The sequence below is a fragment of the Enterobacter asburiae genome (assembly GCA_011754535.1).
Taxonomy (GTDB): domain Bacteria; phylum Pseudomonadota; class Gammaproteobacteria; order Enterobacterales; family Enterobacteriaceae; genus Enterobacter; species Enterobacter cloacae_N.
The window spans coordinates 165,305-188,023 of sequence record JAAQVN010000001.1; the positions used below are offsets into that span (position 1 = coordinate 165,305).

A 22,719-nucleotide genomic window follows, 5' to 3' on the forward strand; every position below is an offset into this window, starting at 1 on the left:
GAGTCTGGAGAATTGCAATGCGTGGTGATTTTTACAAACAGTTAAACAGCGACCTCGACACCGCACGTGCGGAAGGGTTGTTCAAGGAAGAGCGTATTATCACGTCTGCTCAGCAGGCGGACATCACCGTTGCCGACGGCAGCCATGTGATCAACTTTTGTGCGAACAACTACTTAGGTCTTGCGAATCACCCTGAGCTGATTGCCGCGGCGAAAAACGGCATGGACACCCACGGTTTCGGCATGGCCTCCGTACGCTTTATCTGCGGTACGCAGGACAGCCACAAGCAGCTTGAGCAAAAGCTGGCGAGCTTCCTCGGAATGGAAGACGCGATTCTGTACTCCTCCTGCTTCGACGCCAACGGCGGTCTGTTTGAGACCCTGCTCGGCGCAGAAGATGCGATTATCTCCGACGCCCTGAACCACGCCTCCATCATCGACGGCGTACGTCTGTGCAAAGCGAAGCGCTTCCGCTACGCCAACAACGACATGGTCGAGCTGGAAGCGCGCCTGAAAGAGGCCCGTGAAGCGGGGGCTCGTCATGTGCTGATCGCCACCGACGGCGTGTTCTCGATGGACGGCGTGATCGCCAACCTGAAGGGCGTGTGCGACCTGGCGGATAAATACGACGCGCTGGTAATGGTCGATGACTCTCACGCGGTCGGCTTTGTCGGCGAAAACGGCCGTGGTTCCCACGAATACTGCGACGTGATGGGCCGCGTGGACATCATCACCGGCACGCTGGGCAAAGCGCTCGGCGGCGCGTCCGGCGGTTACACGGCTGCGCGCAAAGAGGTGGTTGAGTGGCTGCGCCAGCGCTCTCGACCGTACCTGTTCTCCAACTCTCTTGCGCCGGCGATTGTGGCCGCCTCCATCAAAGTGCTGGAGATGGTGGAGTCCGGTGCCGAACTGCGCGACCGCCTGTGGTCCAACGCCCGTCTGTTCCGTGAAAAAATGAGCGCTGCAGGGTTTACCCTGGCCGGTGCCGATCACGCCATTATCCCGGTGATGCTGGGTGATGCGGTCGTCGCGCAGAAGTTTGCCCGCGAGCTGCAGAAAGAGGGGATTTACGTCACCGGGTTCTTCTTCCCGGTGGTGCCAAAAGGTCAGGCGCGTATCCGCACCCAGATGTCCGCGGCGCATACGCCTGAACAAATTGAACGTGCGGTGGAAGCCTTTACCCGCATCGGTAAACAGCTGGGCGTAATTGCCTGAGGACGTGTGATGAAAGCGTTATCCAAACTGAAAGCGGAAGAAGGGATTTGGATGACCGACGTGCCGGAGCCGGAAGTCGGTCATAACGATCTGCTGATCAAAATTCGTAAAACCGCCATCTGCGGTACTGACGTTCACATCTACAACTGGGACCAGTGGTCGCAGAAAACCATTCCTGTCCCGATGGTTGTCGGCCACGAATATGTGGGTGAAGTGGTCGGCATCGGCCAGGAAGTAAAAGGCTTCAAGATTGGCGATCGCGTTTCCGGCGAAGGCCATATTACCTGCGGCCACTGCCGTAACTGCCGCGGTGGACGTACGCACCTGTGCCGTAACACCGTCGGCGTGGGCGTTAACCGTCCGGGCTGCTTCGCGGAATACCTGGTGATTCCGGCCTTTAACGCGTTCAAAATCCCGGACAATATTTCTGACGATCTGGCCTCCATCTTCGACCCGTTCGGCAACGCGGTGCACACCGCTCTCTCCTTCGACCTGGTGGGCGAAGACGTGCTGGTCTCCGGCGCGGGCCCAATCGGCATCATGGCGGCAGCCGTGGCAAAGCACGTGGGCGCGCGCAACGTGGTCATCACCGACGTGAACGAATACCGTCTGTCGCTGGCACGTAAAATGGGCGTGACCCGCGCGGTGGATGTCTCTAAAGAGAGCCTGACCGACGTGATGGAAGAGCTGGGCATGACCGAAGGCTTTGACGTAGGTCTGGAGATGTCCGGCGCGCCACCGGCGTTTCGCACCATGCTGGACACCATGAACCACGGTGGGCGTATCGCGATGCTGGGTATTCCGCCGTCAGATATGTCCATCGACTGGAACAAAGTCATCTTCAAGGGGCTGTTCATCAAGGGCATCTATGGCCGCGAGATGTTCGAAACCTGGTACAAGATGGCGGCGCTAATCCAGTCCGGTCTGGATCTGTCACCGATTATTACGCACCGTTTCTCCATCGACGAATTCCAGCAGGGCTTTGACGCGATGCGTTCCGGTCAGTCAGGAAAAGTGATCCTGAGCTGGGATAAATAATCAAAAAGGGGCCCGTGGCCCCTTTTTTACTGATTCTTTTTCTCTTCGTCCGTCAGGTAACGCACCTTGCGGGTGTAGTCCTGACCTTTGAATAACAGCTTATTATCTGGCGATTCAAGATACTTCTGCCATTCGGAAAGTGGGAAACCACCGTGCGCGCCAATCACCTCTTTCGGCACAACAGCTTCCTGTCCGCCGATCTTCTTGGACACCGGCCAGTTCATCCAGTCGCCCAGATTAACCGTTTTTAAATCCAGCATGTCCAGCAGCGCGGCGAGCGGCAGCTGATCGGTTGGCGGCTGCGTGTCGTCCATCAGTTCCCAGGTATCCTGGAACAGCGTCAGCCACAGCGGGCAGATACGGCGCCAGGTCTTTTTGGTGGCCGCAAGAAACGCGCCGTTAACGTGATCGACCAGATACGGGCGCACCGTCTCTTTGTAATACGCCGGCACTTTCTCCGCTGGCGCACCGTCCAGCTTGGCAATCATTTTGCCCTGACGGAAGCTGGAGTAGATGTGCATATCGGCCATGTTAATTTCCGGCATTTTCAGCAGGTTGAGATCGGAATCGATCATCAATACGCCTTCACCGCGCGCCTGTAACGGGGCGTTCAGCTTCACCAGACGGCTGAGGTAGATCTGCTTATAGCGGTAACTTTCCTCGCGTACCGGAAGGGTAAGCGTGACGACGCGGGTCTTTGGCGGGAGTTCGCCGAAAGCGGATTCAGGCTGATCGCTGACGATAACAATTTCGCTGACGTCGGTGGCATAACGTTCTGCAAATGTCGCTGACAACAACGCTTCTTCAACGAAATCCGCGCCCGTACACGGGATCACGATGGAGTCCACCGCAACGAGATCGCGCGTAACCGGAAGGGAAGCGTACGGAATGTTATGTCGCCCGGTGATGTGGCGGTAGCGAGCATTCAGGAATTTAAACATGTTGTTCTCGTTTGGTTATTGCGCGCCAAGAACGGCCTCGACACCGTTAACATAGCTTTCAATGGCATACACGTTGCAGACATTCTGATGCGCAGCCGCGGCGAGCCGGGCGCGCAGATCGGGATCCTGCCAGATATTATCCAGATGTTGAGCAAGTTTCGATACATCGCTCCACGGGAAAAGCAGCCCGGTCGCCTCGTGGTCGATCAATTCTGCCGTGCCGGTCACCTTTGAACCAATGACGGGGATGTTCAGCAGCATCGCTTCCAGCACGACTCGGGGCAAGCCTTCGCTCTGCGAGGCCAGAATAAACGCGTCGAAGGTAGCGAGGTAGTCAAAAGGCGTGTTCTGGAAACCGGTAAAAATCACGTGCCCGGCAATACCCAGCGCCTCAGCCTGTGCCGCCAGCGCGCCGCGTTCAGCCCCTTCACCGACCAGCACCATCTTCCATTTTGCCTGCGGATGCTGCTGGTTGAACTGCGCCAGCGCCGCCAGCGTATGGTGGTTAGCCTTGCGGGGGATCAGCGATCCAATGCTGCCGAACACAAAGGTGTCGTCATCAATGTTCAGACGATGACGCATGGCGCGTCGGTCGGGCAAAGGCTGGTGGATGTCGATGGCATTGTTCACCGTTGTACACAGCTCGGGCCGGACGCCATGCTGAAGTAACACGCGCTCGACGCCGTGCGAAACGGCGATGATTTTTGTGGCATGGGCATTCACCAGCTTTACCAGCGGCGGCGTCAGCACTGGTTCAATCCGGCAGTGCTGAATTATCCGCGCATGCAGCTTCGCGCCCGCCAGGTAACCCTCTTCGTTAGAGCCTGGCTGGTTGTTCATGTACAGCGTATCGAAACCGCCTTCCCGGAAAATCGTCTCGATCTTGCGGACGTTAGGGCGAATGCGCCAGAGGGTATCAACATGGCGCGTAAGCGCCTTCCGGGCGCTGCGGGAGAAAAACAGCAGGCTGCGGCCCAGCTCTTTTGCGATTTTCGCCCATGCGGGCTGTTTATGCTGGGGAATGACAATTAAGGGAATGCCAATGCCGTTCAGCACCTGACCGATGGTTTGCCCTTCGGCCCGACTGTAGTCGCTGTAAAAACAACAGGTAATATCGAACTTCTCGCGGTTAATGCGCTTCAGAAGTTCGAGCATGCTGTTGGTGCCTCCTCCCCACTCTTTACCGGTATCGAGGAGCAGAATTTTGTGTCGTTGCGGCATTGTTCTACCTTAATCGCCTGTCACTGGGAGTGGTTCGCTGAGACTTTCTTACCCCATCCCTGCCACTGGTGCTGGAAGTATTGCACCAGCGTACTCTGGCTCACGCTTTCGCTGATTACCGTGAAGAAGCGGGTTGCATGCACCGGTTCAGGCGGTTGTTTCAGCGTGCAGTTCTTCACGCCGCGGAACGGATTGCGCGGCTGCGTTGCCGGAGGTTGAGCGCTACCCGGACGAGACGTGTCTACCTGCGGTTCATTGAGCAGATCGCTCGGGCGTACCAGCGTGATGTCGGCAGGCAGGGAGGGCAACATCTGCTGTAGAACGCGCACCGTTGAAGGATGCGGGTGCCCAATGGCAATAGCCGAACCGTTACGGCGCGCCAGCGCTACCGCGCGGTTAAACTGCACGCGGATATCCGCTTCATTCTGGGAGTCGTCCAGGAAGACTTTACGCTTAATGACCTTTACACCCGTCCCCTGAGCGGCCCGCATCGCCTGGCTGTTGCCGATGGTCATGCTGTCGAGGAAGTAGAGATTGTAACGTTCCAGCGCCTGCATCACTTTCAGCATTCCATACAGGCTGGAGGTCATCGCGCTGCCCATATGGTTGTTCAGGCCTACGGCATACGGAACTTTGTTGTAGGCGTCACGGATGATGCGCTCGATCTCATCGCTGCTCATATCCGGGCGCAGGGTATCTTTTTCCAGCGGCTGCTTGCTAAGCGGGGCCATTGGCAGATGAATAAGCACCTGATGACCGCTGTTGTGGGCTTTGGTAGCCATCTCGTGCGCGTGTGGCGCATTGGGCAGGACGGCGACGGAGATGGCTGACGGCATCGCCAGCACCTGATTTTCATAGTGCGGACGATAACCGAAGTCATCAATCACAATCGCGAGTTTGCCTGCATAAGCTGGTGCAGCCAGCGCCAGCGCGCTGACGACGGAGAGAATCATTCGACGAAACTGAAGCAAAACTTATCTTCCCAACCACGGCTGTGGATTGACCGCCTGACCCTGACGACGAATTTCGAAATAGAGTGACGGGCGGCCCTGACCGCCACTGCTGCCCACAAGGGCGATGGGTTGGCCGGCGCGCACCTGCGTGCCGACGCTGACCAGCGCGCTCTGGTTGTAGCCGTAAAGACTCATGTCGCCTTTACCGTGCTCGACCACCACCACAAGCCCGTAACCCTGCAGCCAGTCGGCCAGAATCACGCGGCCATCGGCGATGGCTTTCACTTCGCTACCTTCAGACGCACCGATAACGATCCCTTTCCAACGTAGCTCACCCTGCAGCTGTTCGCCATAGCGATGCAAAATAGAACCGCGAACGGGCCAGTATGCCTGACCGCGAGGGGAGCCCAGGCCACCGGTACGCGACATGAGGGAACGTTCGCTCTCGCTTGGCTTGTAGGTGGTTCCTTTGCGGGAGGCTTCCTGCTGCTTGTCGCGAACCGCCTGCGCTTCGCGCGCCTCTTTTTCGGCGCGCGCTTTCGCCGCCGCTTCCGCACGGGCGATGCTGTTACGCAGTTTGGATTCGTTGGCGCGCATTTCGCTCAGCTGGCTTTGTCCTGCCTGAATGGAGGACTCAAGACCGGACAGGGTTTTCTTGCGCTCGTTACGGGCCTGCTCAAGTTTCGCCTGCTGCGCTTTTTGTTCGTAGAGCAACGTCTGTTGCTGGCTCTGCTTCTCTTCCAGCTCCGCTTTTTGGGTGGAGACCTCTTCGCGCGTCTGCTTCAGCTGCGCGATAGTCTCCTGACGCGCCTGGTTGAGATAGCCGAAGTAGGCCTGCAGGCGCTGGCCACGTTGGCTCTCTTCGCCGCTGAGAATCAGCTGGAGTCCGGTATGTTCACCCTGGCGGAATGCAGCATCCAGCTGTGCCGCGAGGTTGCGCTCCTGCGCATCACGCTGGCGCTCCAGTTTGGCAATCGACGCGTTCATCTCGTCGATCTGTTTGTTCAACTCGGCGAGGGTGTTTTGCGTTTCACGGAGTTTACGTGCGGCAGCGGAGATGGCCTCTTCCTGCTGCTTAAGCTGGGCGAGCAGGGCGGAGCGCTGCTGTTGCTGCTGGCGTACCGCACGCTCTTTGGCGGCGATATCGGCCTGAATGGATTTTAGCTGGTCGCGGTCATCCGCGTGGGCGGATGCGGCGCACAGCAATACGCCAGCGCTGAGTGCGCTGGCGTAAAACAGAGGTCTGACTGATAACCTAAGCGGCTTCACGACCCATGTGATTGAAAAAATCGCCTTTCCCCTCATGGGGAGCGATTATTCCACGATGAACAGCGGCTTACCAGTCATCTCTTCAGGGATCGGCATGCCCATCAGCGACAACATGGTTGGCGCGATGTCGGAAAGCTTGCCGCCTTCCACTGCTTTCAGTGATTTATCACCCACATAAATCAGCGGAACAGGCAGGTTGGTATGCGCGGTGTGTGCCTGGCCGGTTGCCGGGTCGCGCATCTGCTCGGCGTTACCGTGGTCAGCGGTGATCAACAGCTGGCCGCCCACAGATTCAACCGCTTTTGCTACCTGCTCAACGCAATGGTCCAGCGCTTCAACCGCTTTCACCGCCGCTTCCATCACGCCGGTATGGCCGACCATGTCGCCGTTCGGATAGTTACAGATGATAGTGTCGTACTTGCCGCTTTCGATCGCGGCCACCAGTTTTTCGGTCAGTTCGGCAGAGCTCATCTCTGGCTGCAGATCGTAAGTGGCGACTTTCGGCGAGTTGATCAGAATGCGCTCTTCGCCTTTAAACGGCTCTTCAACGCCGCCGTTAAAGAAGAAGGTCACGTGCGCATACTTCTCAGTTTCGGAGATACGCAGCTGGGTTTTGTCGTTCTTCGCCATCCACTCGCCGAAGGTATTTTCCAGCGAGGCAGGTGGGTAAGCGCAAGGCGCGTTGATATCTGCCGCATATTCGGTCAGCTGGATGAAGTTGATGTTCACCACTTTCTTACGGGCAAAGCCGTCGAAATCGCTGTTGACGAACGCACGGGTGATTTCGCGCGCGCGGTCAGCGCGGAAGTTCATGAAGATCAGCGCGTCGCCATCTTCCATCGCGGCATCGGCCTGGCCTTCAGCGCGGATCACGCTCGCTTTCACGAATTCATCGTTTTCATCACGCGCGTATGCGGCTTCCAGGGCTTCAACGGCGGTCGCGAACTGGAACTCACCTTTTGCCAGGGTCATCAGGTCATAGGCCTGTTCAACGCGATCCCAGCGGTTGTCGCGGTCCATAGCGTAGTAACGGCCAATGATGGAGGCCACGCGGCCTTTGCCCAGCGCGGCGAATTTGTCTTCGAAAGCTTTCAGGGAGCCTTCTGCGCTGCGCGGTGGCGTATCGCGACCGTCCAGGAAGGCGTGCAGGTAGATTTTTTCCGCACCGCGTTCAGCGGCCAGCTCAACCATCGCCATGATGTGATCTTCATGGCTGTGCACGCCGCCCGCGGAGAGCAGACCCATGATGTGCACCGCTTTACCTGCTGCAACGGCTTTATCTACCGCACCGCAGAGAACCGTGTTCGCGAAGAAGGTGCGTTCTTTGATTTCGACGTCCAGACGGGTCAGGTCCTGATACACGATACGGCCTGCGCCCAGGTTAACGTGACCGACTTCGGAGTTGCCCATCTGGCGATCCGGCAGGCCGACTTCCAGACCGGATGCATCAATCAGGGTATGCGGACGTTTTGCCCACAGCGCATCCATTACCGGGGTTTTTGCGTTGAAAATAGCGTTATCCTGGCTGTCTTCGCGGTAGCCATAGCCATCCAGAATCACCAGTACCATAGGTTTTTTAGAAACCGACATTGCAACAACCTCATGCTCAAGAGTCAAAATTTGCGTAATTTTACTACAGCTGAATCGATCAAATAGCCGCAGAAGATCAAAGAAAGCGCGGGGGCAAGATGCTGACCGGACCATTTTGAGGCATTTTTTTAGGTGGCATGCCGCAGAAAATGGATTAGGTTATGGTCGCTGGCTGTATTTGCCAGAACGCACAGGTATACTCCTGTCCTGGTTTTTTTATCACTTAGTCGGGAGTAGTTACCCTCCATGCAAGAAATTATGCAATTCGTTAGCCGCCATCCGGTTCTGAGCATCGCGTGGATTGGCCTGCTGGCTGCTGTACTGTTCACCACATTTAAGAGCCTGACGTCTAAGATTAAGGTTATCACCCGTGGTGAAGCGACGCGTCTGATTAACAAAGAAGACGCCGTTGTTGTCGATCTGCGTCAGCGTGACGATTTCCGTAAAGGTCACATTGCCGGCGCAATCAACCTGTTGCCAGCTGAAATCAAAGCGAACAACGTGGGTGAGCTTGAGAAACACAAAGCTCAGCCCATTATTGTTGTGGATGCGACCGGTATGCAGGCGCAGGAATCTGCCAGCGCGCTTTATAAAGCGGGCTTCGAAAACGTAACGGTACTGAAAGAAGGTATTTCCGGCTGGAGCGGGGAAAATCTTCCTTTGGTTCGTGGTAAATAAGGAGTTCAGTCATGGCCAATATTGAGATCTACACCAAAGCGACGTGCCCGTTCTGCCATCGTGCGAAAGCGCTGCTGAGCAGCAAAGGCGTCACGTTCCAGGAATTGCCTATCGACGGTGACGCGATCAAACGCGAAGAGATGATCCAACGTAGTGGTCGTACGACGGTTCCGCAGATTTTTATTGATGCGCAGCACATTGGCGGCTGTGATGACTTGTATGCGCTCGACGCCCGTGGTGGACTCGATCCGCTGCTGAGCTAAGAGACTTTAGGACAATTAAAAAGGGTATTTCCATGTCAGAACAAAACAACACCGAAATGACTTTCCAGATCCAGCGTATCTACACCAAGGATGTCTCTTTCGAAGCGCCAAATGCGCCGCACGTTTTCCAGAAAGATTGGCAGCCAGAGGTTAAACTTGATCTGGATACCGCATCCACCCAGCTGGCGGATGACGTGTATGAAGTCGTACTGCGTGTGACCGTGACCGCCTCTCTGGGCGAAGAAACTGCATTCCTGTGTGAAGTACAGCAGGGCGGTATCTTCTCCATTGGCGGCATCGAAGGCAACCAGATGGCGCATTGCCTGGGTGCATACTGCCCGAACATCCTGTTCCCGTATGCCCGTGAATGTATCACCAGCCTGGTTTCTCGCGGTACATTCCCGCAACTGAACCTTGCGCCAGTGAACTTTGATGCGCTGTTCATGAACTATCTGCAGCAGCAGGCTGGCGAAGGTGCCGAACAACATCAGGATGCCTGATGAGCACTGTTAATGCGTCAATGACTGTGATCGGTGCCGGCTCATACGGCACCGCTCTTGCCATCACGCTGGCAAGAAATGGTCACGATGTGGTCCTGTGGGGCCACGATCCAAAACATATCGCCACGCTGCAGCGCGACCGTTGCAATGTGGCGTTTCTCCCGGACGTTCCGTTCCCTGACTCTCTGCACCTGGAAAGCGATCTGGCGACCGCGCTGGCGGCCAGCCGCAACATTCTGATTGTGGTCCCGAGCCATGTCTTTGGCGACGTGCTGCATCAGATTAAGCCGCTGATGCGCCCGGATGCGCGTATTGTCTGGGCAACCAAAGGGCTGGAAGCGGAGAGCGGACGCCTGCTGCAGGACGTTGCCCGCGAAGCGCTGGGTGATGAGATCCCGCTTGCGGTCATCTCTGGCCCGACCTTTGCCAAAGAGCTGGCTGCGGGCCTGCCGACGGCGATCTCGCTGGCATCCACTGACCAGGCCTTCTCCGACGATCTTCAGCAACTGCTGCACTGCGGCAAGAGCTTCCGCGTCTACAGCAACCCCGATTTTATCGGCGTGCAACTGGGCGGCGCGGTGAAGAACGTGATTGCGATTGGCGCCGGGATGTCAGACGGCATTGGTTTTGGTGCCAACGCGCGTACGGCGTTGATTACCCGCGGCTTAACCGAAATGTCCCGTCTGGGCGAAGCGCTGGGCGCCGATCCGGCCACCTTTATGGGAATGGCGGGTCTGGGCGACCTGGTGCTGACCTGTACCGACAACCAGTCTCGTAACCGCCGCTTTGGCATGATGCTCGGACAGGGCAGCGATGTAAAAAGCGCGCAGGAGAAGATTGGACAGGTGGTGGAAGGCTACCGCAATACCAAAGAAGTTCGCGAGTTGGCGCACCGGTTTGGTGTCGAAATGCCAATAACCGAGGAAATTTATCAGGTATTGTATTGCGGAAAAAATGCGCGCGAGGCAGCATTGACCTTATTAGGTCGTGCGCGCAAGGACGAGCGCAGCAGTAACTAGTCGGAACCGTTGTCACCTGAATGACCCAGCCAGCGCAGAACTGGCTGGTCATTATACTATCGTCTGGAGTTAGCAATGCCGTGTGAAGAACTGGATATCGTCTGGAATAATATTAAAGCCGAAGCCCGGGCGCTGGCCGACTGTGAGCCAATGCTGGCCAGTTTTTACCACGCGACGTTACTCAAGCACGAAAATCTCGGCAGCGCGCTGAGCTACATGCTCGCCAATAAGCTGGCTTCCTCCATCATGCCGGCTATCGCCATCCGTGAAGTGGTTGAAGAGGCTTACGCCGCTGACCCGGAAATGATCGCCTCTGCCGCCTGCGATATCCAGGCCGTGCGCACCCGTGACCCGGCGGTCGATAAATACTCCACGCCGCTACTGTACCTGAAAGGCTTCCACGCCCTGCAGGCTTACCGCATCGGCCACTGGTTATGGAATGAAGGCCGCCGCGCGCTGGCGATCTTCCTGCAAAACCAGGTCTCCGTGACGTTCCAGGTCGATATTCACCCGGCGGCGAAGATTGGCCGCGGGATCATGCTCGACCACGCCACCGGCATTGTGGTGGGTGAAACGGCGGTGATTGAAGATGATGTCTCGATCCTCCAGTCGGTTACTCTGGGCGGTACCGGTAAAACCAGCGGCGATCGCCACCCGAAAATTCGTGAGGGGGTGATGATTGGCGCGGGCGCTAAAATTCTCGGCAATATTGAAGTCGGGCGCGGTGCGAAGATTGGCGCCGGGTCGGTTGTGCTCCAGCCCGTGCCGCCGCACACCACTGCCGCTGGCGTACCGGCGCGCATCGTCGGTAAACCAGACAGCGATAAGCCGTCCATGGACATGGATCAGCACTTCAACGGCATTCACCATACCTTCGAGTATGGTGACGGCATTTAACTTCTTAAAATGGCGCCGGGATAACCCAGCTGGCGCCAGGCTTCATACACCACCACCGACACCGCGTTTGACAGGTTCATGCTGCGGCTGTCCGGCATCATCGGAATACGGATTTTTTGCTCAGCGGGCAGAGCATCCAGAATCGTGGCCGGCAGGCCGCGGGTTTCCGGGCCAAACATCAGATAGTCACCTTCCTGATAGCACACGGCGCTGTGCGCTGGCGTGCCTTTGGTGGTCAGGGCGAACATGCGCTGCGGCTTCTCCGCTTCCAGAAACGCGGCGTAATCGTGATGGCGAACCACGGCGGTAAATTCATGGTAATCCAGCCCCGCGCGGCGCAGACGTTTGTCGTCCCACGTAAAGCCCATCGGCTCGATGATATGCAGGCGAAAACCGGTGTTTGCGCACAGGCGGATGATATTGCCGGTATTTGGCGGAATTTCTGGTTCGAATAAAACGATGTTAAGCATGCTGCCCCCTTAATTGCGGGGGCAGAATAGCAGAAAAGAGAGGAACTACGCGACGCCGGGTTCGTGCGAGCGGCTGTACAGCATTTTGTAGACGGTTGCCGCCGCGGCCACCAGGGCGGGCACGCTGAGGATCATTAAAATACTGTCTGCCTGCCACTGCATAGAAAGAAGCTGGGCGCTGGTCATGGTGCCCGCCACCCCGCCAAAGCGGCCAATCCCCTGCATCCAGGCGATGCCCGTCGCGCGGCACTCGGTAGGGTAAAAGGTGGCCGCGAGGGTTTGCATGCCCGACTGCGCGCCGTTCATGGCGATCCCCATCAGGAAAATCAGCCCGCCAAACAGGGCGATATGGTTATGCTCAAGGCCGAGTAACAGGATCAATCCCATCGTCAGGACAAATCCCCCTGCGACCACCTTGTGCGCCTCCCAGCGGTCCATCATCCAGCCCGCGAGCAGAATGCCTGCGGTACCCCCGAACGTGAACAGCGAGGTGAGCCAGGCGGATTCCGCCAGCGCATAACCCATCCCCTGCATCAGCGTTGGCATCCAGCTCAGCAGGACGTAGTAAATGACCAGCCCCATAAAATAGGTCACCCACAGCATCAGGGTGCCGGGCAGCCAGGGCATGGAAAACAGCTGCCCCACGCTCCCTTTTTTAGACGCAACTTTCTCCTCCGCCAGGAAAAAGCCCGTGACGCTCTCCAGCGTGCTGCGGCTGAACCGGCTGGCGATGCGGCGGACCTGCATAACGTCTTTCCCGCGCTGCACCAGAAACTTCACCGATTCCGGCAACAGCAGCGCCAGCAGCAGCGTTAAAATGAGCGGGGCAATCGCGCCGGTCAGCAGCACGCTTCGCCAGCCGTAATGGGGGATAAGCCAGGAAGAGATCGCGCCGCCGCCTGCCGCACCCAGAGGGAAGCCGCAGTACATGGTATTAATCGCCATGGCACGACAGCGTTGAGGGGCAAATTCGGAGATCAGCGTGATGGCGTTAGGCATCGCGGCGCCGAGCCCGAGACCCGTCAAAAAGCGCCACAGCGTCAGGGTATTCAGGCTTTGTGCCCAGGCCGTGCCCAGGCTCGCCAGGCCGAAGAACAGGCACGAGAAGACCAGCACGCGCTTGCGTCCCATCCGGTCCGACACCGGGCCTGCAATCAGCGCGCCCAGCGACAGCCCCAGCAGCGCCGCGCTCAGCACCGGCCCCAGATCCTGTTTGTGTATCCCCCATTCTGCCGACAGCGTAGGCGCGATGTAGCCCATCGCTGCGGTATCAAAACCATCGATCGCCAGAACCAGAAAGCCCAGCACGATAAGAAGCCAGTGAAACCCTGAAAAGGGACTCTCGTCGATAACCCGCTGAATATCCACCTTACCTGAATACGTCATACGCTCCCCTCCGATGTAATGTTGTTTTTGTGTTCTTGTATTTGCTTGTCTATACAATTGCGGGCGGGTGGGGTGTGTCAAATTTTCTTATCCAGAATGTTACATAGGTGTTATTTTCGACAAAAAAAGCGCCCGGGGGGAGTCGGGCGCATGAGAAAAAATAGTAACGGATGAAAATCAGGCCGCGTTTCCCTGCGAAAGAGGGGCCAGCGCCGCAGGCAGCTTACTCAGCTCCTGCACCAGCGAATCCTTGCTGATCTCACTAATCGACTTCGCGCCGGTCAGCGTCATCGCCACCTTCATCTCTTTTTCGATCAGGTTGAGCAGATTCGCCACGCCGGCCTGGCCGCTGGTGGCCAGCGCATACAGGTACGCGCGGCCCAGCAGCACGCTGTCTGCGCCCAGGGCAATCATGCGCACCACGTCCAGCCCGTTGCGGATGCCGCTGTCGGCCAGAATCGCAATATCGCCTTTCACCGCATCGGCAATGGCCGGCAGCGCGCGGGCAGAAGAGAGCACGCCGTCGAGCTGGCGTCCGCCGTGGTTAGAGACCACGATCCCGTCCGCGCCGAAGCGCACCGCGTCGCGGGCATCTTCCGGATCGAGGATCCCTTTGATCACCATCGGGCCGTCCCAGAATTCGCGGATCCACTCCAGGTCTTTCCAGGATATCGACGGATCGAAGTTGTTTGCCAGCCAGCCGATGTAATCCTCCAGCCCGGTCGGTTTACCGAGGTACGCCGAGATATTGCCCAGATCGTGCGGACGTCCGTTAAGACCGACGTCCCACGCCCACTGCGGGTGGGTAACCGCCTGCCAGTAGCGGCGGAGCGCAGCATTTGGGCCGCTCATGCCGGAGTGGGCATCACGATAGCGCGCGCCGGGCGTCGGCATATCGACGGTAAAGACCAGCGTGGAGCAGCCTGCCGCTTTGGCACGCTCAAGGGCGTTACGCATAAAGCCGCGATCGCGCAGGACGTACAGCTGGAACCACATCGGGCGCTTGATGGTCGGGGCGACCTCTTCAATCGGGCAGACTGAGACGGTGGAAAGGGTAAACGGAATGCCTTTGGCATCCGCCGCGGCAGCAGCCTGCACTTCGCCACGGCGGGCGTACATGCCGCATAAGCCTACAGGCGCGAGCGCCACGGGCATGGAGAGCGTTTCGTTAAACAGCTTCGTCTCCAGGCTCAGGTCAGACATATTCTTCAGCACGCGCTGGCGCAGAGCCACCTCCGAGAGATCTTCCACGTTGCGGCGCAGGGTATATTCGGCATAGGCCCCGCCGTCGATGTAGTGGAACAGGAACGGGGGCAAAATGCGCTGCGCCGCGGCGCGATAGTCACTGGCTGCTGAAATAATCATGCTTTGTTCTCCCTGGAAATATCACTGTCGCCAGGCAGACGGGTAATACGCGCCTGTCGGGCCTGGTCTTCATCGAATCGTTTAATGGTGGTGTGTACGAAGCCGAGATGCGCCATCATTGCTTTGCGCGCGGCCTCGGCATCACCGGCCAGAATGGCGTTGAGCACGGCTTCATGCTGTTCGGTCAACTGAGCAAAGACCGGCGGAACCAGATACATGCGCTGGCGGCTCTGCTTGACGGAGGATTGCAGCAGATCGAAGAACCCGCGCATGGTCTGGAGCAGAACCACGTTATGCGATGCCTCGGCAATCGCCAGGTGAAAACGGACGTCTGCCTGGGAGGCGATATCCGGATCGCTGCTTTGCGTGGCCTCAAAGCAGGCTTTGAGCTTCTCTTTGTCGGCCTCGGTTGCCCGCATCGCCGCGTGCCAGGCGGTACTGGTTTCGATGGCGTGACGCGCTTCAAGGATGTCGAAGCTGTAGTCCGGGTCGTTTTCCATCAGCGTCTTCAGCGGCTGCACGATGTTTTGCTCGGACCAGTCGTCATGCTGCCAGCGCACAAAGGTGCCACCGCCGCGACGGCTCACCAGCACCCCTTCGCTGACCAGCGTGGCCAGCGCCTCGCGCAGTGAGTTACGCGATACGCCAAGCTGGGCGGCAAGCTGGCGCTCGGCGGGCAACTTCATGCCCGCTTCCAGCTGTTGTTCTTCAATCAGCGCCCGCACGCGAGAGGCAATCTCGTCGGACAGGCGTCTGGGCATCACTATCATGGGATCATCCAGGTTAAGACATAGGCCTGCAGGGTGGTGATCACGCCCACCATGCAGGTAAATATCAGGCTGTGTTTCACGGTAAAGCAGAACAGATCCGACTCTTTACCGACCAGTCCCACCGCCGCACAGGCAATGGCGATGGATTGTGGAGAGATCATTTTGCCGGTTACGCCGCCGGTGGTATTCGCGGCCACCAGCAGGATGTCCGACACGCCAATCTGCTGGGCCGCCGTTGCCTGCAGGGCAGCAAACAGGGCGTTAGACGAGGTATCTGAACCCGTCAGGAACACCCCCAGCCAGCCGAGGAACGGCGAGAAAAAGGTGAACGCGTGTCCGGTGTGGGCCAGCGCTAACGCCAGCGTCGACGACAGGCCGGAGTAGTTCGAGATAAACGCGAACGCCAGCACCATGCCGATGGAGTAGATCGGCAGCATCAGCTCTTTAATGGTCGCCGCAAAGGTCTGTACCGCGGCGGCTGGTTTCATGCGCAGCCATACCACGGAAAGGAGTGCCGCAAACAGGATGGCGGTACCGGTGGCGGAGAACCAGTCGAATTTATAGACCGCGGCATACGGCGTGGCGGCATGCACCACTGGCGGCATACGGGCGACCATCTTGTCGAGGAACGGCACGGAGATGTTAATCACCATGTCGTACAGCGCGCCGCCGGGAGCGAACAGCGCTTTAAACGGCGGAATGCTCCACAGCGTTACCGTTGCGGTCAGGAACAGGAACGGTGACCAGGCGCGAACGATCTGTCCTGCAGTATAGCCCGTGCGGGCGAGGGTCTGATCCACATGCGACGCGCCCATGTCGGCAAAGCGGAAGATGCGCACTGGCTGCCAGCGTTTCAGGAACAGCGTCAGACAGACCAGCGATACCAGCGAAGAGATAATGTCCGGCAGTTCCGGGCCCAGGAAGTTCGAGCTGAGGTACTGGGCAATGGCGAACGAACCTCCCGCCACCATCACCGCAGGCCAGGTCTCCTTCACGCCGCGCCAGCCGTCCATAATCGCCATGATCCAGAACAGCACGATAATAGTCAGGAACGGCAGCTGGCGGCCTACCATCTGGCCAATCTCGAAGCTGTCCAGCCCGGTCACCTGTCCGGCCACCAAAATCGGGATCCCCATCGCGCCAAAGGCCACCGGGGCGGTGTTCACAATCAGGCACAGGCCCGCGGCATATAGCGGGTTAAAGCCCAGGCCGACCAGCAGCGCGGCGGTAATCGCCACCGGCGCGCCAAATCCGGCAGCACCTTCCAGGAACGCCCCGAAGGAGAAGCCGACAATCAGCATCTGTAAACGCTGGTCTGGCGTGATGGAGAGAATCGACGAGCGGATAATGTCGAACTGCCCGGTTTTCACCGAGATTTTATAGACAAAGACCGCCGCGATGATGATCCACGCAATCGGCCACAGGCCGTAGAAGAAACCGTAGACGACGGAGGCCAGCGCGCGATCGATCGGCATTTTATAGAAGAACAGCGCCACCAGTAGGGCGATGGCAACGGTGTACGTCGCGGCGAGGTAGCCCTTCAGCTTGAGCTTAATCAGCGCAAAGAAGAAGAACAGGATCGGAAGCGATGCGATCAGGCTCGACAGCCAGATATTTCCGGCCGGGTCGTAGTTTTGTTGCCAGAGGCTCATGCAGGTCTCCTGGGGACCAGACAGCCTGCGCTGCGGGTGAGTCTCCGCTCATCTCTGCATCACAAACTGTGTAAAAGTGGTCCTGCCAATATTGTGTTGTAGGGTTAATGACAATGAATGGTTAACCAGATGTTATGAGCTAGCAATGGTTTTGTGAGCGGAAATAATGGAATTGTGAACCAGGGAAGAAAGTAAAGGGGGATTGGTTGGGCCAATTTGAAGCGGGAGTGTGGCCTGCTGCCCTCACCCCGGCCCTCTCCCACGGGGAGAGGGAGAAAACAGCACCGTACAGTCCCCTCGCCCCTTTGGGGAGAGGGTGAGGGGGAAGGTATCAGAACGCGGTCTTACAAAAGCCCGTCATCTCTTTCAGGCCCATTTCGCGGCCAAGCTCGGTCATCGGGTGCACCACCACCAGGCCACGGACGCTTTTCTTCAGCTTACCCATGTCAGCCTGCTCTTTTTTGGTGATCGCGCGGCGGTGCGGCATGTTCATCAGCTTCTGCGCTTCTTTGCTCAGCTTCTGGCCTTTCACTTCGCGCAGGCGCTCGATTTCAGCTTCCAGCTTCGCGGTCTCTTTCTCCAGCTCGGCGTACTTCTCGGCGGAATCGACCAGCGACAGGCCAGCCATCTGGTGACGGATCAGATCCAGGCGGTCGCTCAGGCGTTTAATTTCGTTCTTTTCGACTTCTTTCATGACAAATGACTCTGAAAACGGGGAATTTACAGGGAAGGATACACCAATGTGAACGGGCTTACTTCTGAAACGCTTTTTTTAAGCTGATTTTAGAAATCAGCTCAGTCAGGGAGAGGACCATAGTGGAACGGACAACCTGTTGATAGCGCAGCTTTTGCATCGCGTACAGTTCAGGGTCGCTGTTATCAAAATGGGGAGCAGGAGGCAGGGCGGTAACGCAGTGCAGCTCGCCGAAGGGGCCCAGAATCTCATCATCGGTAAAGGTATACTCATTACCGTCATGATTGAGCTCTTCGCGCAGCGCCATTAACAGTTCCGCATCTTCATACTCTTGTCGGTTGAGCACGCCCAGGCCATAAATCAGCTTCAGGCGCACCGACAGATCGCCCAGCGGTCCGTCTCCGTCCAGTAACGGTTCTACAGCGTACTTTACCGCGTAGTCGTCTTTGCGAAACACCTGAAGCACCAGAATGTTCACCGCCTCGGTTAACAGCTCGACGGCGGCAATCAGGAAACTTCGTACGGTTTTGCCAGCATTCAGACGCTCAAGCACACGATTTTCAAAGGCCTGGGTTTGTTCCATTATTGCCTGCATATCTGACAATCTGTTATTCGGGCGCAGGCTAACCTGCGCCGGATTCTGTATCATTTGGTTGCGTTATATGCGTTAACCGCCTCCGCCACCACGTCGCTGCTGGCGTCCAGACCGGAAATCTGCGCCAGCGCAGCCTGCGCGCCTTTGTCATCAATCAGCTGAGCCAGCTCAATCGCCTGCGGATCCTGCTCGCTGCGGTAGTGCATCGCGGCGGCAATTCCTTTCACCAGATTGGCGTGCGGCAGACCGTATTCCAGCGTGCCGAGCAGCGGCTTAATCAGGCGGTCGCCCGCGCTCAGCTTACGCAGCGGCTGACGGCCCACGCGCTCAACGTCATCTTTCAGATACGGGTTTTCAAAGCGGCCGAGGATTTTCTGGATGTATGCTGCGTGTTTATCAGCATCAAAACCGTAGCGTTTGATCAGCACAGCGCCGCTCTCTTCCATCGCCCCTTTTACCACCGCGCGGATCTGCTCATCGAGGATCGCATCACGAATGGTCTGATGACCGGCCAACTTTCCGAGGTACGCGGTTATAGCATGCCCGGTGTTCAGCGTGAAGAGTTTGCGTTCGACAAATGCCATCAGGTTATCGGTTAATTCCATACCCGGAATGGTCGGCAGCGCGCCCTTAAACTGGGTTTTATCGACGATCCACTCGCTGAAGGTTTCTACGGTCACTTCCAGCGGATCGTGGGTGGCGGATTCGGACGGCGGAACAATGCGGTCCACGGCGGAATCGACAAAACCAACGTGCGCGTCAACCCAGGCTTTATCTTCGTCAGCCACGGCCGCCATGACGTGACCTTTCAGCTGCGTGGTACCGCGCACCATGTTTTCGCAGGCGATGATGTTCAGCGGAGCGTCGTTGCCCTGCACCTTACGTTTTGCCAGGCCTTTCGCGACTGCTGGAGCGATACGCTCAAGTACGACCGGGCCCACAGCGGTGGTCACCAGGTCAACGCTGGCGATCAGATCAATCACGTCATCGCCGATGCTGCTGACCGCGTTGACGCCAGAGACGGTTTCAACCTGTTCATTTTCACCCACCACATGGACCTGATAGCTATGACGGGCATTCAGGGCATCCAGAACCACCTGATTCACATCGGCGAATGTCAGGGTAATGCCCGCGTCTGCCAGCAGTTTACCGATAAAGCCACGACCGATGTTACCTGCACCAAAATGTAATGCTTTCATAGTGTTAACCTTAATCAATGTTTTTACCCGAGAGGGCTGGGGTGAGGAACGTTTACCCCCTCACCCTAGCCCTCTCCCCAAAGGGGAGAGGGAAGAGGGACTGCTATTTGTTGAGCAGGGCCAGAACTTCTTCAACGCTGGTGGTGTTAGCCAGACGCTCAATGACGGTTTCGTCGTCCAGCGCGTTGGTCAGGCTGGTAATCACCTGAATGTGCTCGTTATTGCGAGCGGCGATACCAATCACCAGACGGGCGATGTCGTCCTCTTCTTCACCGAAGCGCACGCCGTCAGGATACTGACAGAACACTACGCCGGTTTTCAGCACGCGGTCTTTCGCTTCAACCGTACCGTGCGGAACCGCGATGGATTCACCCAGGTAGGTCGGCGTCAGTTTTTCACGTTCCAGCATCGCTTCAACGTATTCTGGCTGAACGTAGCCGCCTTTCACCAGCTGTTCACCGGCAAAGCGAATCGCCTCTTCTTTAGTGGCCGCGGTACGACCGAGGAAGATGTTCTCCGCGCCCAGCTTGAACAGGTGAGCATTGCTCTCGTCAAAGCTGTCCTGCAGGCTGGTACGCACTTTCACTTCATTATCTTCATGACGCTGCGCGGCAACCAGACGTTCGGTCAGGCTGGTGTACAGGCCGCTGTCGAGGAAGTTGGTCAGCGAGATGTGCTGTGCCTGCGGCACCTGACGCATGGCGCGTTCGGTCAGGTCGCGGTGCGTGATGACCAGGTCAACGTCCGGCGGCAGGCTGTTAATGGCGCTGTTGGTCACGGAGATGTTGGTCAGGCCCGCATCCTGCACTTTCTTACGCAGCACGCCTGCACCCATTGCGCTGGAACCCATACCGGCGTCGCAGGCAACGATGATTTTACGCACGTGGCTCAGGTCGTTAGAGACGTCGCCAGCCGCCAGCGGGGTTGCGCCTTTGGATTCGGCTTTCATGTCGTGCATACGGCGGGTTGCCGCTTCAATATCGTCGTCTTCTTTCACTTTGCTGGTTTTCAGCAGGATAGAAGAGACCACGAAGGAGACCGCCATTGCGGCACAGATCGCCGCGATGTTCGCGAAGTACGCACCTTTCGGGGTCATCGCCAGCACCGCCAGGATAGAGCCCGGAGAAGCAGGAGAGACCAGGCCGCCGCCCAGCACGCTCAGGGTGAACACGCCGGTCATACCGCCGAGGATAACGGCAAGGATCAGGCGTGGGTTCATCAGCACGTACGGGAAGTAAATTTCGTGGATACCACCCAGGAAGTGGATGATAGCTGCACCGCCAGCAGACTGCTTCGCGCTGCCGCGACCAAAGAACATGTACGCCAGCAGAACGCCCATGCCCGGACCCGGGTTCGCTTCAATCAGGAAGAAGATGGACTTGCCGAGATCGTGAGACTGCTGAATACCCAGCGGCGAGAAGATACCGTGGTTGATGGCGTTGTTCAGGAACAGGATTTTCGCCGGTTCAACGAAGATAGACGCCAGCGGCAGCATGTCGTGCGCCACCATGAAGTTAACGCCCGCCGCCAGCAGTTTGGACAGCACTTCAACAGCCGGACCAATGCCGAGGAACGCCAGAATCGCGAGGATCATCCCGATGATGCCCGCAGAGAAGTTGTTCACCAGCATTTCGAAGCCGGATTTGATCTTGCCATCAACCCAGACGTCGAATTTCTTAATCGCCCAGCCGCCGAGAGGACCGGCAATCATCGCACCGAGGAACATCGGCATATCCGCACCGACGATAACACCCATAGTCGTGATAGCACCCACTACGCCACCACGGTCACCGCCCACCAGACGACCACCGGTGTAACCGATGAGCAGCGGCAGGAGATAGGTAATCATTGGGCCAACAAGTTTCGCCAGCGTTTCGTTAGGCAACCACCCTGTCGGAATAAACAATGCGGTGATAATACCCCACGCGATAAACGCGCCGATATTTGGCATCACCATGTTGCTGAGGAAACGACCAAAGCTTTGAACTTTGATCTTGAAATCGGATGACATAAAACACCCCTTCTTATGTTTACGCTTAGGCTTGCGGCCCGAGGTTTATCGTTAATGTGCGGCGGCAGAGGTAGCCGGGCCCTGTTCTGATGCTGTGAAATCTGGCACTGAATCGTTCAACTGTCCAGACAGCGAAAATTTATGTGATGCCCATCACGTAAATGCAGGGGGTGTGCCGCCCTTCATGGTGATCTGAATCACAAAATAAGTGGGCAAAAAAAATACGATGGCGAGAAAAGAAGCAAAAACCACGGATTTTTGTGATGTATATCTCTTTTTGGTTTCGTGAGTTTGTTTCTGGATTGTGACTGATTTCACAAAATATTTTTATGCAGATTTCTCCGACTGGGATCGGCGTCAGGATGGCCTTCCGTGACACGGAAAGCTAAAAAAACACTTTTCGTATGTAGTATGGCGGAAAGCTAAAACCTGAATTACGCTCATTATGTAAGGTTGAGTATATTATTATTCAGGATATATTTTGACACGCTTATAAACTTGCATGGAGATATTATAAAAAACGATACTCCCCGGCTCTGAAATAATCAGTGTGCCTTTTAAATTTAAAAATAAATTAATTAGGCTGCGTGCTGTTTTATTAGTTTAATGAGTTGACGTTGTTTAAGTGAGGAGAATATGTTTCTCAACTATTTCGCGCTGGGCGTGTTGATTTTTGTATTTCTGGTTCTTTTTTACGGAATCATCGCCATTCATGATATCCCCTATAATATGGCCAAAAAGCGCAATCATCCCCATGCCGATGCTATTCATACGGCAGGCTGGATCAGCCTGTTTACGCTCCATGCCATCTGGCCATTCCTGTGGATTTGGGCCACCCTGTACCGCGAAGATCGCGGCTGGGGTATGCAGAACCACATCACCAGGGCGGATGAGGTTCCGGGCATGGATGCGCTGGCCAAACGCGTGGCCGAGTTAGAACACAAGCTGGCAGCGGTTCAGCCCTCTGATGATAAAAACACGCTGGAGCGCTAAT

Annotated in this window: 22 protein-coding genes; 8 read left to right on the forward strand and 14 right to left on the reverse strand. The window is 57.0% G+C overall.

Going from position 1 to position 22,719, the window contains the following annotated elements:
* The first annotated feature begins 17 nt into the window (after positions 1–17).
* Together kbl and tdh are read left to right on the forward strand one after the other, a co-directional pair.
* Positions 18–1,214 (forward strand): glycine C-acetyltransferase, encoded by a 1,197-nt coding sequence (gene kbl / locus HBM95_00730; protein ID NIH41478.1) that lies wholly within the window; start codon positions 18–20, stop codon positions 1,212–1,214.
* Between the two features lie 9 nt (positions 1,215–1,223).
* On the forward strand, positions 1,224–2,252 hold the full coding sequence (gene tdh, locus HBM95_00735) for an L-threonine 3-dehydrogenase (protein NIH41479.1): 1,029 nt from the start codon (positions 1,224–1,226) through the stop codon (positions 2,250–2,252).
* A gap of 26 nt (positions 2,253–2,278) precedes the next feature.
* Here tdh and HBM95_00740 read toward each other — a convergent pair whose 3' ends face one another.
* From HBM95_00740 to gpmM, 5 genes are read right to left on the reverse strand one after another with little or no spacing between them, the layout of a single operon-like run.
* Positions 2,279–3,193, reverse strand: a complete 915-nt coding sequence (locus tag HBM95_00740) for a hypothetical protein (GenBank protein NIH41480.1) — start codon at positions 3,191–3,193, stop codon at positions 2,279–2,281.
* A 15-nt stretch (positions 3,194–3,208) separates the two neighbouring features.
* A complete protein-coding gene (locus HBM95_00745) occupies positions 3,209–4,414 on the reverse strand; it encodes a glycosyltransferase (GenBank protein ID NIH41481.1) in 1,206 nt (401 codons plus the stop codon).
* Between the two features lie 20 nt (positions 4,415–4,434).
* Positions 4,435–5,385, reverse strand: a complete 951-nt coding sequence (locus HBM95_00750) for a divergent polysaccharide deacetylase family protein (protein ID NIH41482.1) — start codon at positions 5,383–5,385, stop codon at positions 4,435–4,437.
* 3 nt (positions 5,386–5,388) lie between these two features.
* Complete coding sequence (gene envC / locus HBM95_00755) at positions 5,389–6,672, reverse strand: murein hydrolase activator EnvC (GenBank protein ID NIH41483.1); 1,284 nt, start codon at positions 6,670–6,672, stop codon at positions 5,389–5,391.
* A gap of 9 nt (positions 6,673–6,681) precedes the next feature.
* Positions 6,682–8,226 (reverse strand): 2,3-bisphosphoglycerate-independent phosphoglycerate mutase, encoded by a 1,545-nt coding sequence (gene gpmM, locus HBM95_00760; GenBank protein NIH41484.1) that lies wholly within the window; start codon positions 8,224–8,226, stop codon positions 6,682–6,684.
* A 246-nt stretch (positions 8,227–8,472) separates the two neighbouring features.
* On the opposite strand from gpmM, the gene HBM95_00765 reads away from it, so the two are divergent.
* The 5 genes from HBM95_00765 (at position 8,473) to cysE (ending at position 11,583) form a co-directional block, all read left to right on the forward strand.
* A complete protein-coding gene (locus HBM95_00765; GenBank protein ID NIH41485.1) occupies positions 8,473–8,904 on the forward strand; it encodes a rhodanese-like domain-containing protein in 432 nt (143 codons plus the stop codon).
* Positions 8,905–8,915: 11 nt separating this feature from the next.
* Positions 8,916–9,167 carry a glutaredoxin 3 gene (gene grxC, locus HBM95_00770; protein NIH41486.1) on the forward strand — a complete coding sequence of 84 codons (252 nt, stop codon included), beginning with the start codon at positions 8,916–8,918 and terminating at the stop codon, positions 9,165–9,167.
* 32 nt (positions 9,168–9,199) lie between these two features.
* Positions 9,200–9,667 (forward strand): protein-export chaperone SecB, encoded by a 468-nt coding sequence (secB, locus tag HBM95_00775; protein ID NIH41487.1) that lies wholly within the window; start codon positions 9,200–9,202, stop codon positions 9,665–9,667.
* Positions 9,667–10,686, forward strand: a complete 1,020-nt coding sequence (gene gpsA, locus HBM95_00780; protein ID NIH41488.1) for an NAD(P)H-dependent glycerol-3-phosphate dehydrogenase — start codon at positions 9,667–9,669, stop codon at positions 10,684–10,686. The genes secB and gpsA overlap by 1 nt, the downstream gene beginning before the upstream one ends.
* Positions 10,687–10,761: 75 nt before the next feature.
* Positions 10,762–11,583 (forward strand): serine O-acetyltransferase, encoded by an 822-nt coding sequence (cysE, locus tag HBM95_00785; protein NIH41489.1) that lies wholly within the window; start codon positions 10,762–10,764, stop codon positions 11,581–11,583.
* On the opposite strand, the gene trmL is transcribed toward cysE, so the two are convergent.
* The 9 genes from trmL to HBM95_00830 form a co-directional block, all read right to left on the reverse strand.
* Positions 11,580–12,053 carry a tRNA (uridine(34)/cytosine(34)/5-carboxymethylaminomethyluridine(34)-2'-O)-methyltransferase TrmL gene (trmL, locus tag HBM95_00790; GenBank protein ID NIH41490.1) on the reverse strand — a complete coding sequence of 158 codons (474 nt, stop codon included), beginning with the start codon at positions 12,051–12,053 and terminating at the stop codon, positions 11,580–11,582. The genes cysE and trmL overlap by 4 nt on opposite strands.
* 45 nt (positions 12,054–12,098) lie before the next feature.
* Positions 12,099–13,439 carry an aromatic acid/H+ symport family MFS transporter gene (locus tag HBM95_00795; protein NIH41491.1) on the reverse strand — a complete coding sequence of 447 codons (1,341 nt, stop codon included), beginning with the start codon at positions 13,437–13,439 and terminating at the stop codon, positions 12,099–12,101.
* Between the two features lie 177 nt (positions 13,440–13,616).
* A complete protein-coding gene (gene lldD, locus HBM95_00800; GenBank protein ID NIH41492.1) occupies positions 13,617–14,804 on the reverse strand; it encodes a quinone-dependent L-lactate dehydrogenase in 1,188 nt (395 codons plus the stop codon).
* The gene (gene lldR / locus HBM95_00805) at positions 14,801–15,574 is read right to left on the reverse strand and encodes a transcriptional regulator LldR (protein ID NIH41493.1); all 774 of its coding nucleotides are present in this window, start codon (positions 15,572–15,574) and stop codon (positions 14,801–14,803) included. Before lldR ends, lldD begins: the two co-directional genes overlap by 4 nt.
* Complete coding sequence (gene lldP, locus HBM95_00810) at positions 15,571–17,226, reverse strand: L-lactate permease (protein NIH41494.1); 1,656 nt, start codon at positions 17,224–17,226, stop codon at positions 15,571–15,573. Before lldP ends, lldR begins: the two co-directional genes overlap by 4 nt.
* A 331-nt stretch (positions 17,227–17,557) precedes the next feature.
* Positions 17,558–17,920 (reverse strand): YibL family ribosome-associated protein, encoded by a 363-nt coding sequence (locus HBM95_00815; protein ID NIH41495.1) that lies wholly within the window; start codon positions 17,918–17,920, stop codon positions 17,558–17,560.
* 58 nt (positions 17,921–17,978) lie between these two features.
* Positions 17,979–18,569 (reverse strand): MltR family transcriptional regulator, encoded by a 591-nt coding sequence (locus HBM95_00820; protein ID NIH41496.1) that lies wholly within the window; start codon positions 18,567–18,569, stop codon positions 17,979–17,981.
* Complete coding sequence (mtlD, locus tag HBM95_00825) at positions 18,566–19,714, reverse strand: mannitol-1-phosphate 5-dehydrogenase (protein ID NIH41497.1); 1,149 nt, start codon at positions 19,712–19,714, stop codon at positions 18,566–18,568. Before mtlD ends, HBM95_00820 begins: the two co-directional genes overlap by 4 nt.
* Positions 19,715–19,817: 103 nt before the next feature.
* Entirely contained in the window at positions 19,818–21,725 is a 1,908-nt protein-coding gene (locus tag HBM95_00830; protein NIH41498.1) for a PTS mannitol transporter subunit IICBA, read from the reverse strand.
* 636 nt (positions 21,726–22,361) lie between these two features.
* Here HBM95_00830 and HBM95_00835 point away from each other — a divergent pair.
* Positions 22,362–22,718, forward strand: coding sequence for a DUF3302 domain-containing protein (locus HBM95_00835; GenBank protein NIH41499.1), 357 nt, complete (start codon positions 22,362–22,364; stop codon positions 22,716–22,718).
* Position 22,719 lies beyond the last annotated feature (1 nt).

What these genes read in the sequence shown, in the direction of transcription:
- kbl (NIH41478.1), top strand. Translation starts at nt 18, where the DNA reads ATGCGTGGTGATTTTTACAAACAGTTAAACAGCGACCTCGACACCGCA.
- tdh (NIH41479.1), top strand. Translation starts at nt 1,224, where the DNA reads ATGAAAGCGTTATCCAAACTGAAAGCGGAAGAAGGGATTTGGATGACC.
- HBM95_00740 (NIH41480.1), bottom strand. Translation starts at nt 3,193, where the DNA reads ATGTTTAAATTCCTGAATGCTCGCTACCGCCACATCACCGGGCGACAT.
- HBM95_00745 (NIH41481.1), bottom strand. Translation starts at nt 4,414, where the DNA reads ATGCCGCAACGACACAAAATTCTGCTCCTCGATACCGGTAAAGAGTGG.
- envC (NIH41483.1), bottom strand. Translation starts at nt 6,672, where the DNA reads ATGAGGGGAAAGGCGATTTTTTCAATCACATGGGTCGTGAAGCCGCTT.
- gpmM (NIH41484.1), bottom strand. Translation starts at nt 8,226, where the DNA reads ATGTCGGTTTCTAAAAAACCTATGGTACTGGTGATTCTGGATGGCTAT.
- HBM95_00765 (NIH41485.1), top strand. Translation starts at nt 8,473, where the DNA reads ATGCAAGAAATTATGCAATTCGTTAGCCGCCATCCGGTTCTGAGCATC.
- grxC (NIH41486.1), top strand. Translation starts at nt 8,916, where the DNA reads ATGGCCAATATTGAGATCTACACCAAAGCGACGTGCCCGTTCTGCCAT.
- secB (NIH41487.1), top strand. Translation starts at nt 9,200, where the DNA reads ATGTCAGAACAAAACAACACCGAAATGACTTTCCAGATCCAGCGTATC.
- gpsA (NIH41488.1), top strand. Translation starts at nt 9,667, where the DNA reads ATGAGCACTGTTAATGCGTCAATGACTGTGATCGGTGCCGGCTCATAC.
- cysE (NIH41489.1), top strand. Translation starts at nt 10,762, where the DNA reads ATGCCGTGTGAAGAACTGGATATCGTCTGGAATAATATTAAAGCCGAA.
- trmL (NIH41490.1), bottom strand. Translation starts at nt 12,053, where the DNA reads ATGCTTAACATCGTTTTATTCGAACCAGAAATTCCGCCAAATACCGGC.
- HBM95_00795 (NIH41491.1), bottom strand. Translation starts at nt 13,439, where the DNA reads ATGACGTATTCAGGTAAGGTGGATATTCAGCGGGTTATCGACGAGAGT.
- lldD (NIH41492.1), bottom strand. Translation starts at nt 14,804, where the DNA reads ATGATTATTTCAGCAGCCAGTGACTATCGCGCCGCGGCGCAGCGCATT.
- lldR (NIH41493.1), bottom strand. Translation starts at nt 15,574, where the DNA reads ATGATAGTGATGCCCAGACGCCTGTCCGACGAGATTGCCTCTCGCGTG.
- lldP (NIH41494.1), bottom strand. Translation starts at nt 17,226, where the DNA reads ATGAGCCTCTGGCAACAAAACTACGACCCGGCCGGAAATATCTGGCTG.
- HBM95_00815 (NIH41495.1), bottom strand. Translation starts at nt 17,920, where the DNA reads ATGAAAGAAGTCGAAAAGAACGAAATTAAACGCCTGAGCGACCGCCTG.
- HBM95_00820 (NIH41496.1), bottom strand. Translation starts at nt 18,569, where the DNA reads ATGATACAGAATCCGGCGCAGGTTAGCCTGCGCCCGAATAACAGATTG.
- mtlD (NIH41497.1), bottom strand. Translation starts at nt 19,714, where the DNA reads ATGAAAGCATTACATTTTGGTGCAGGTAACATCGGTCGTGGCTTTATC.
- HBM95_00830 (NIH41498.1), bottom strand. Translation starts at nt 21,725, where the DNA reads ATGTCATCCGATTTCAAGATCAAAGTTCAAAGCTTTGGTCGTTTCCTC.
- HBM95_00835 (NIH41499.1), top strand. Translation starts at nt 22,362, where the DNA reads ATGTTTCTCAACTATTTCGCGCTGGGCGTGTTGATTTTTGTATTTCTG.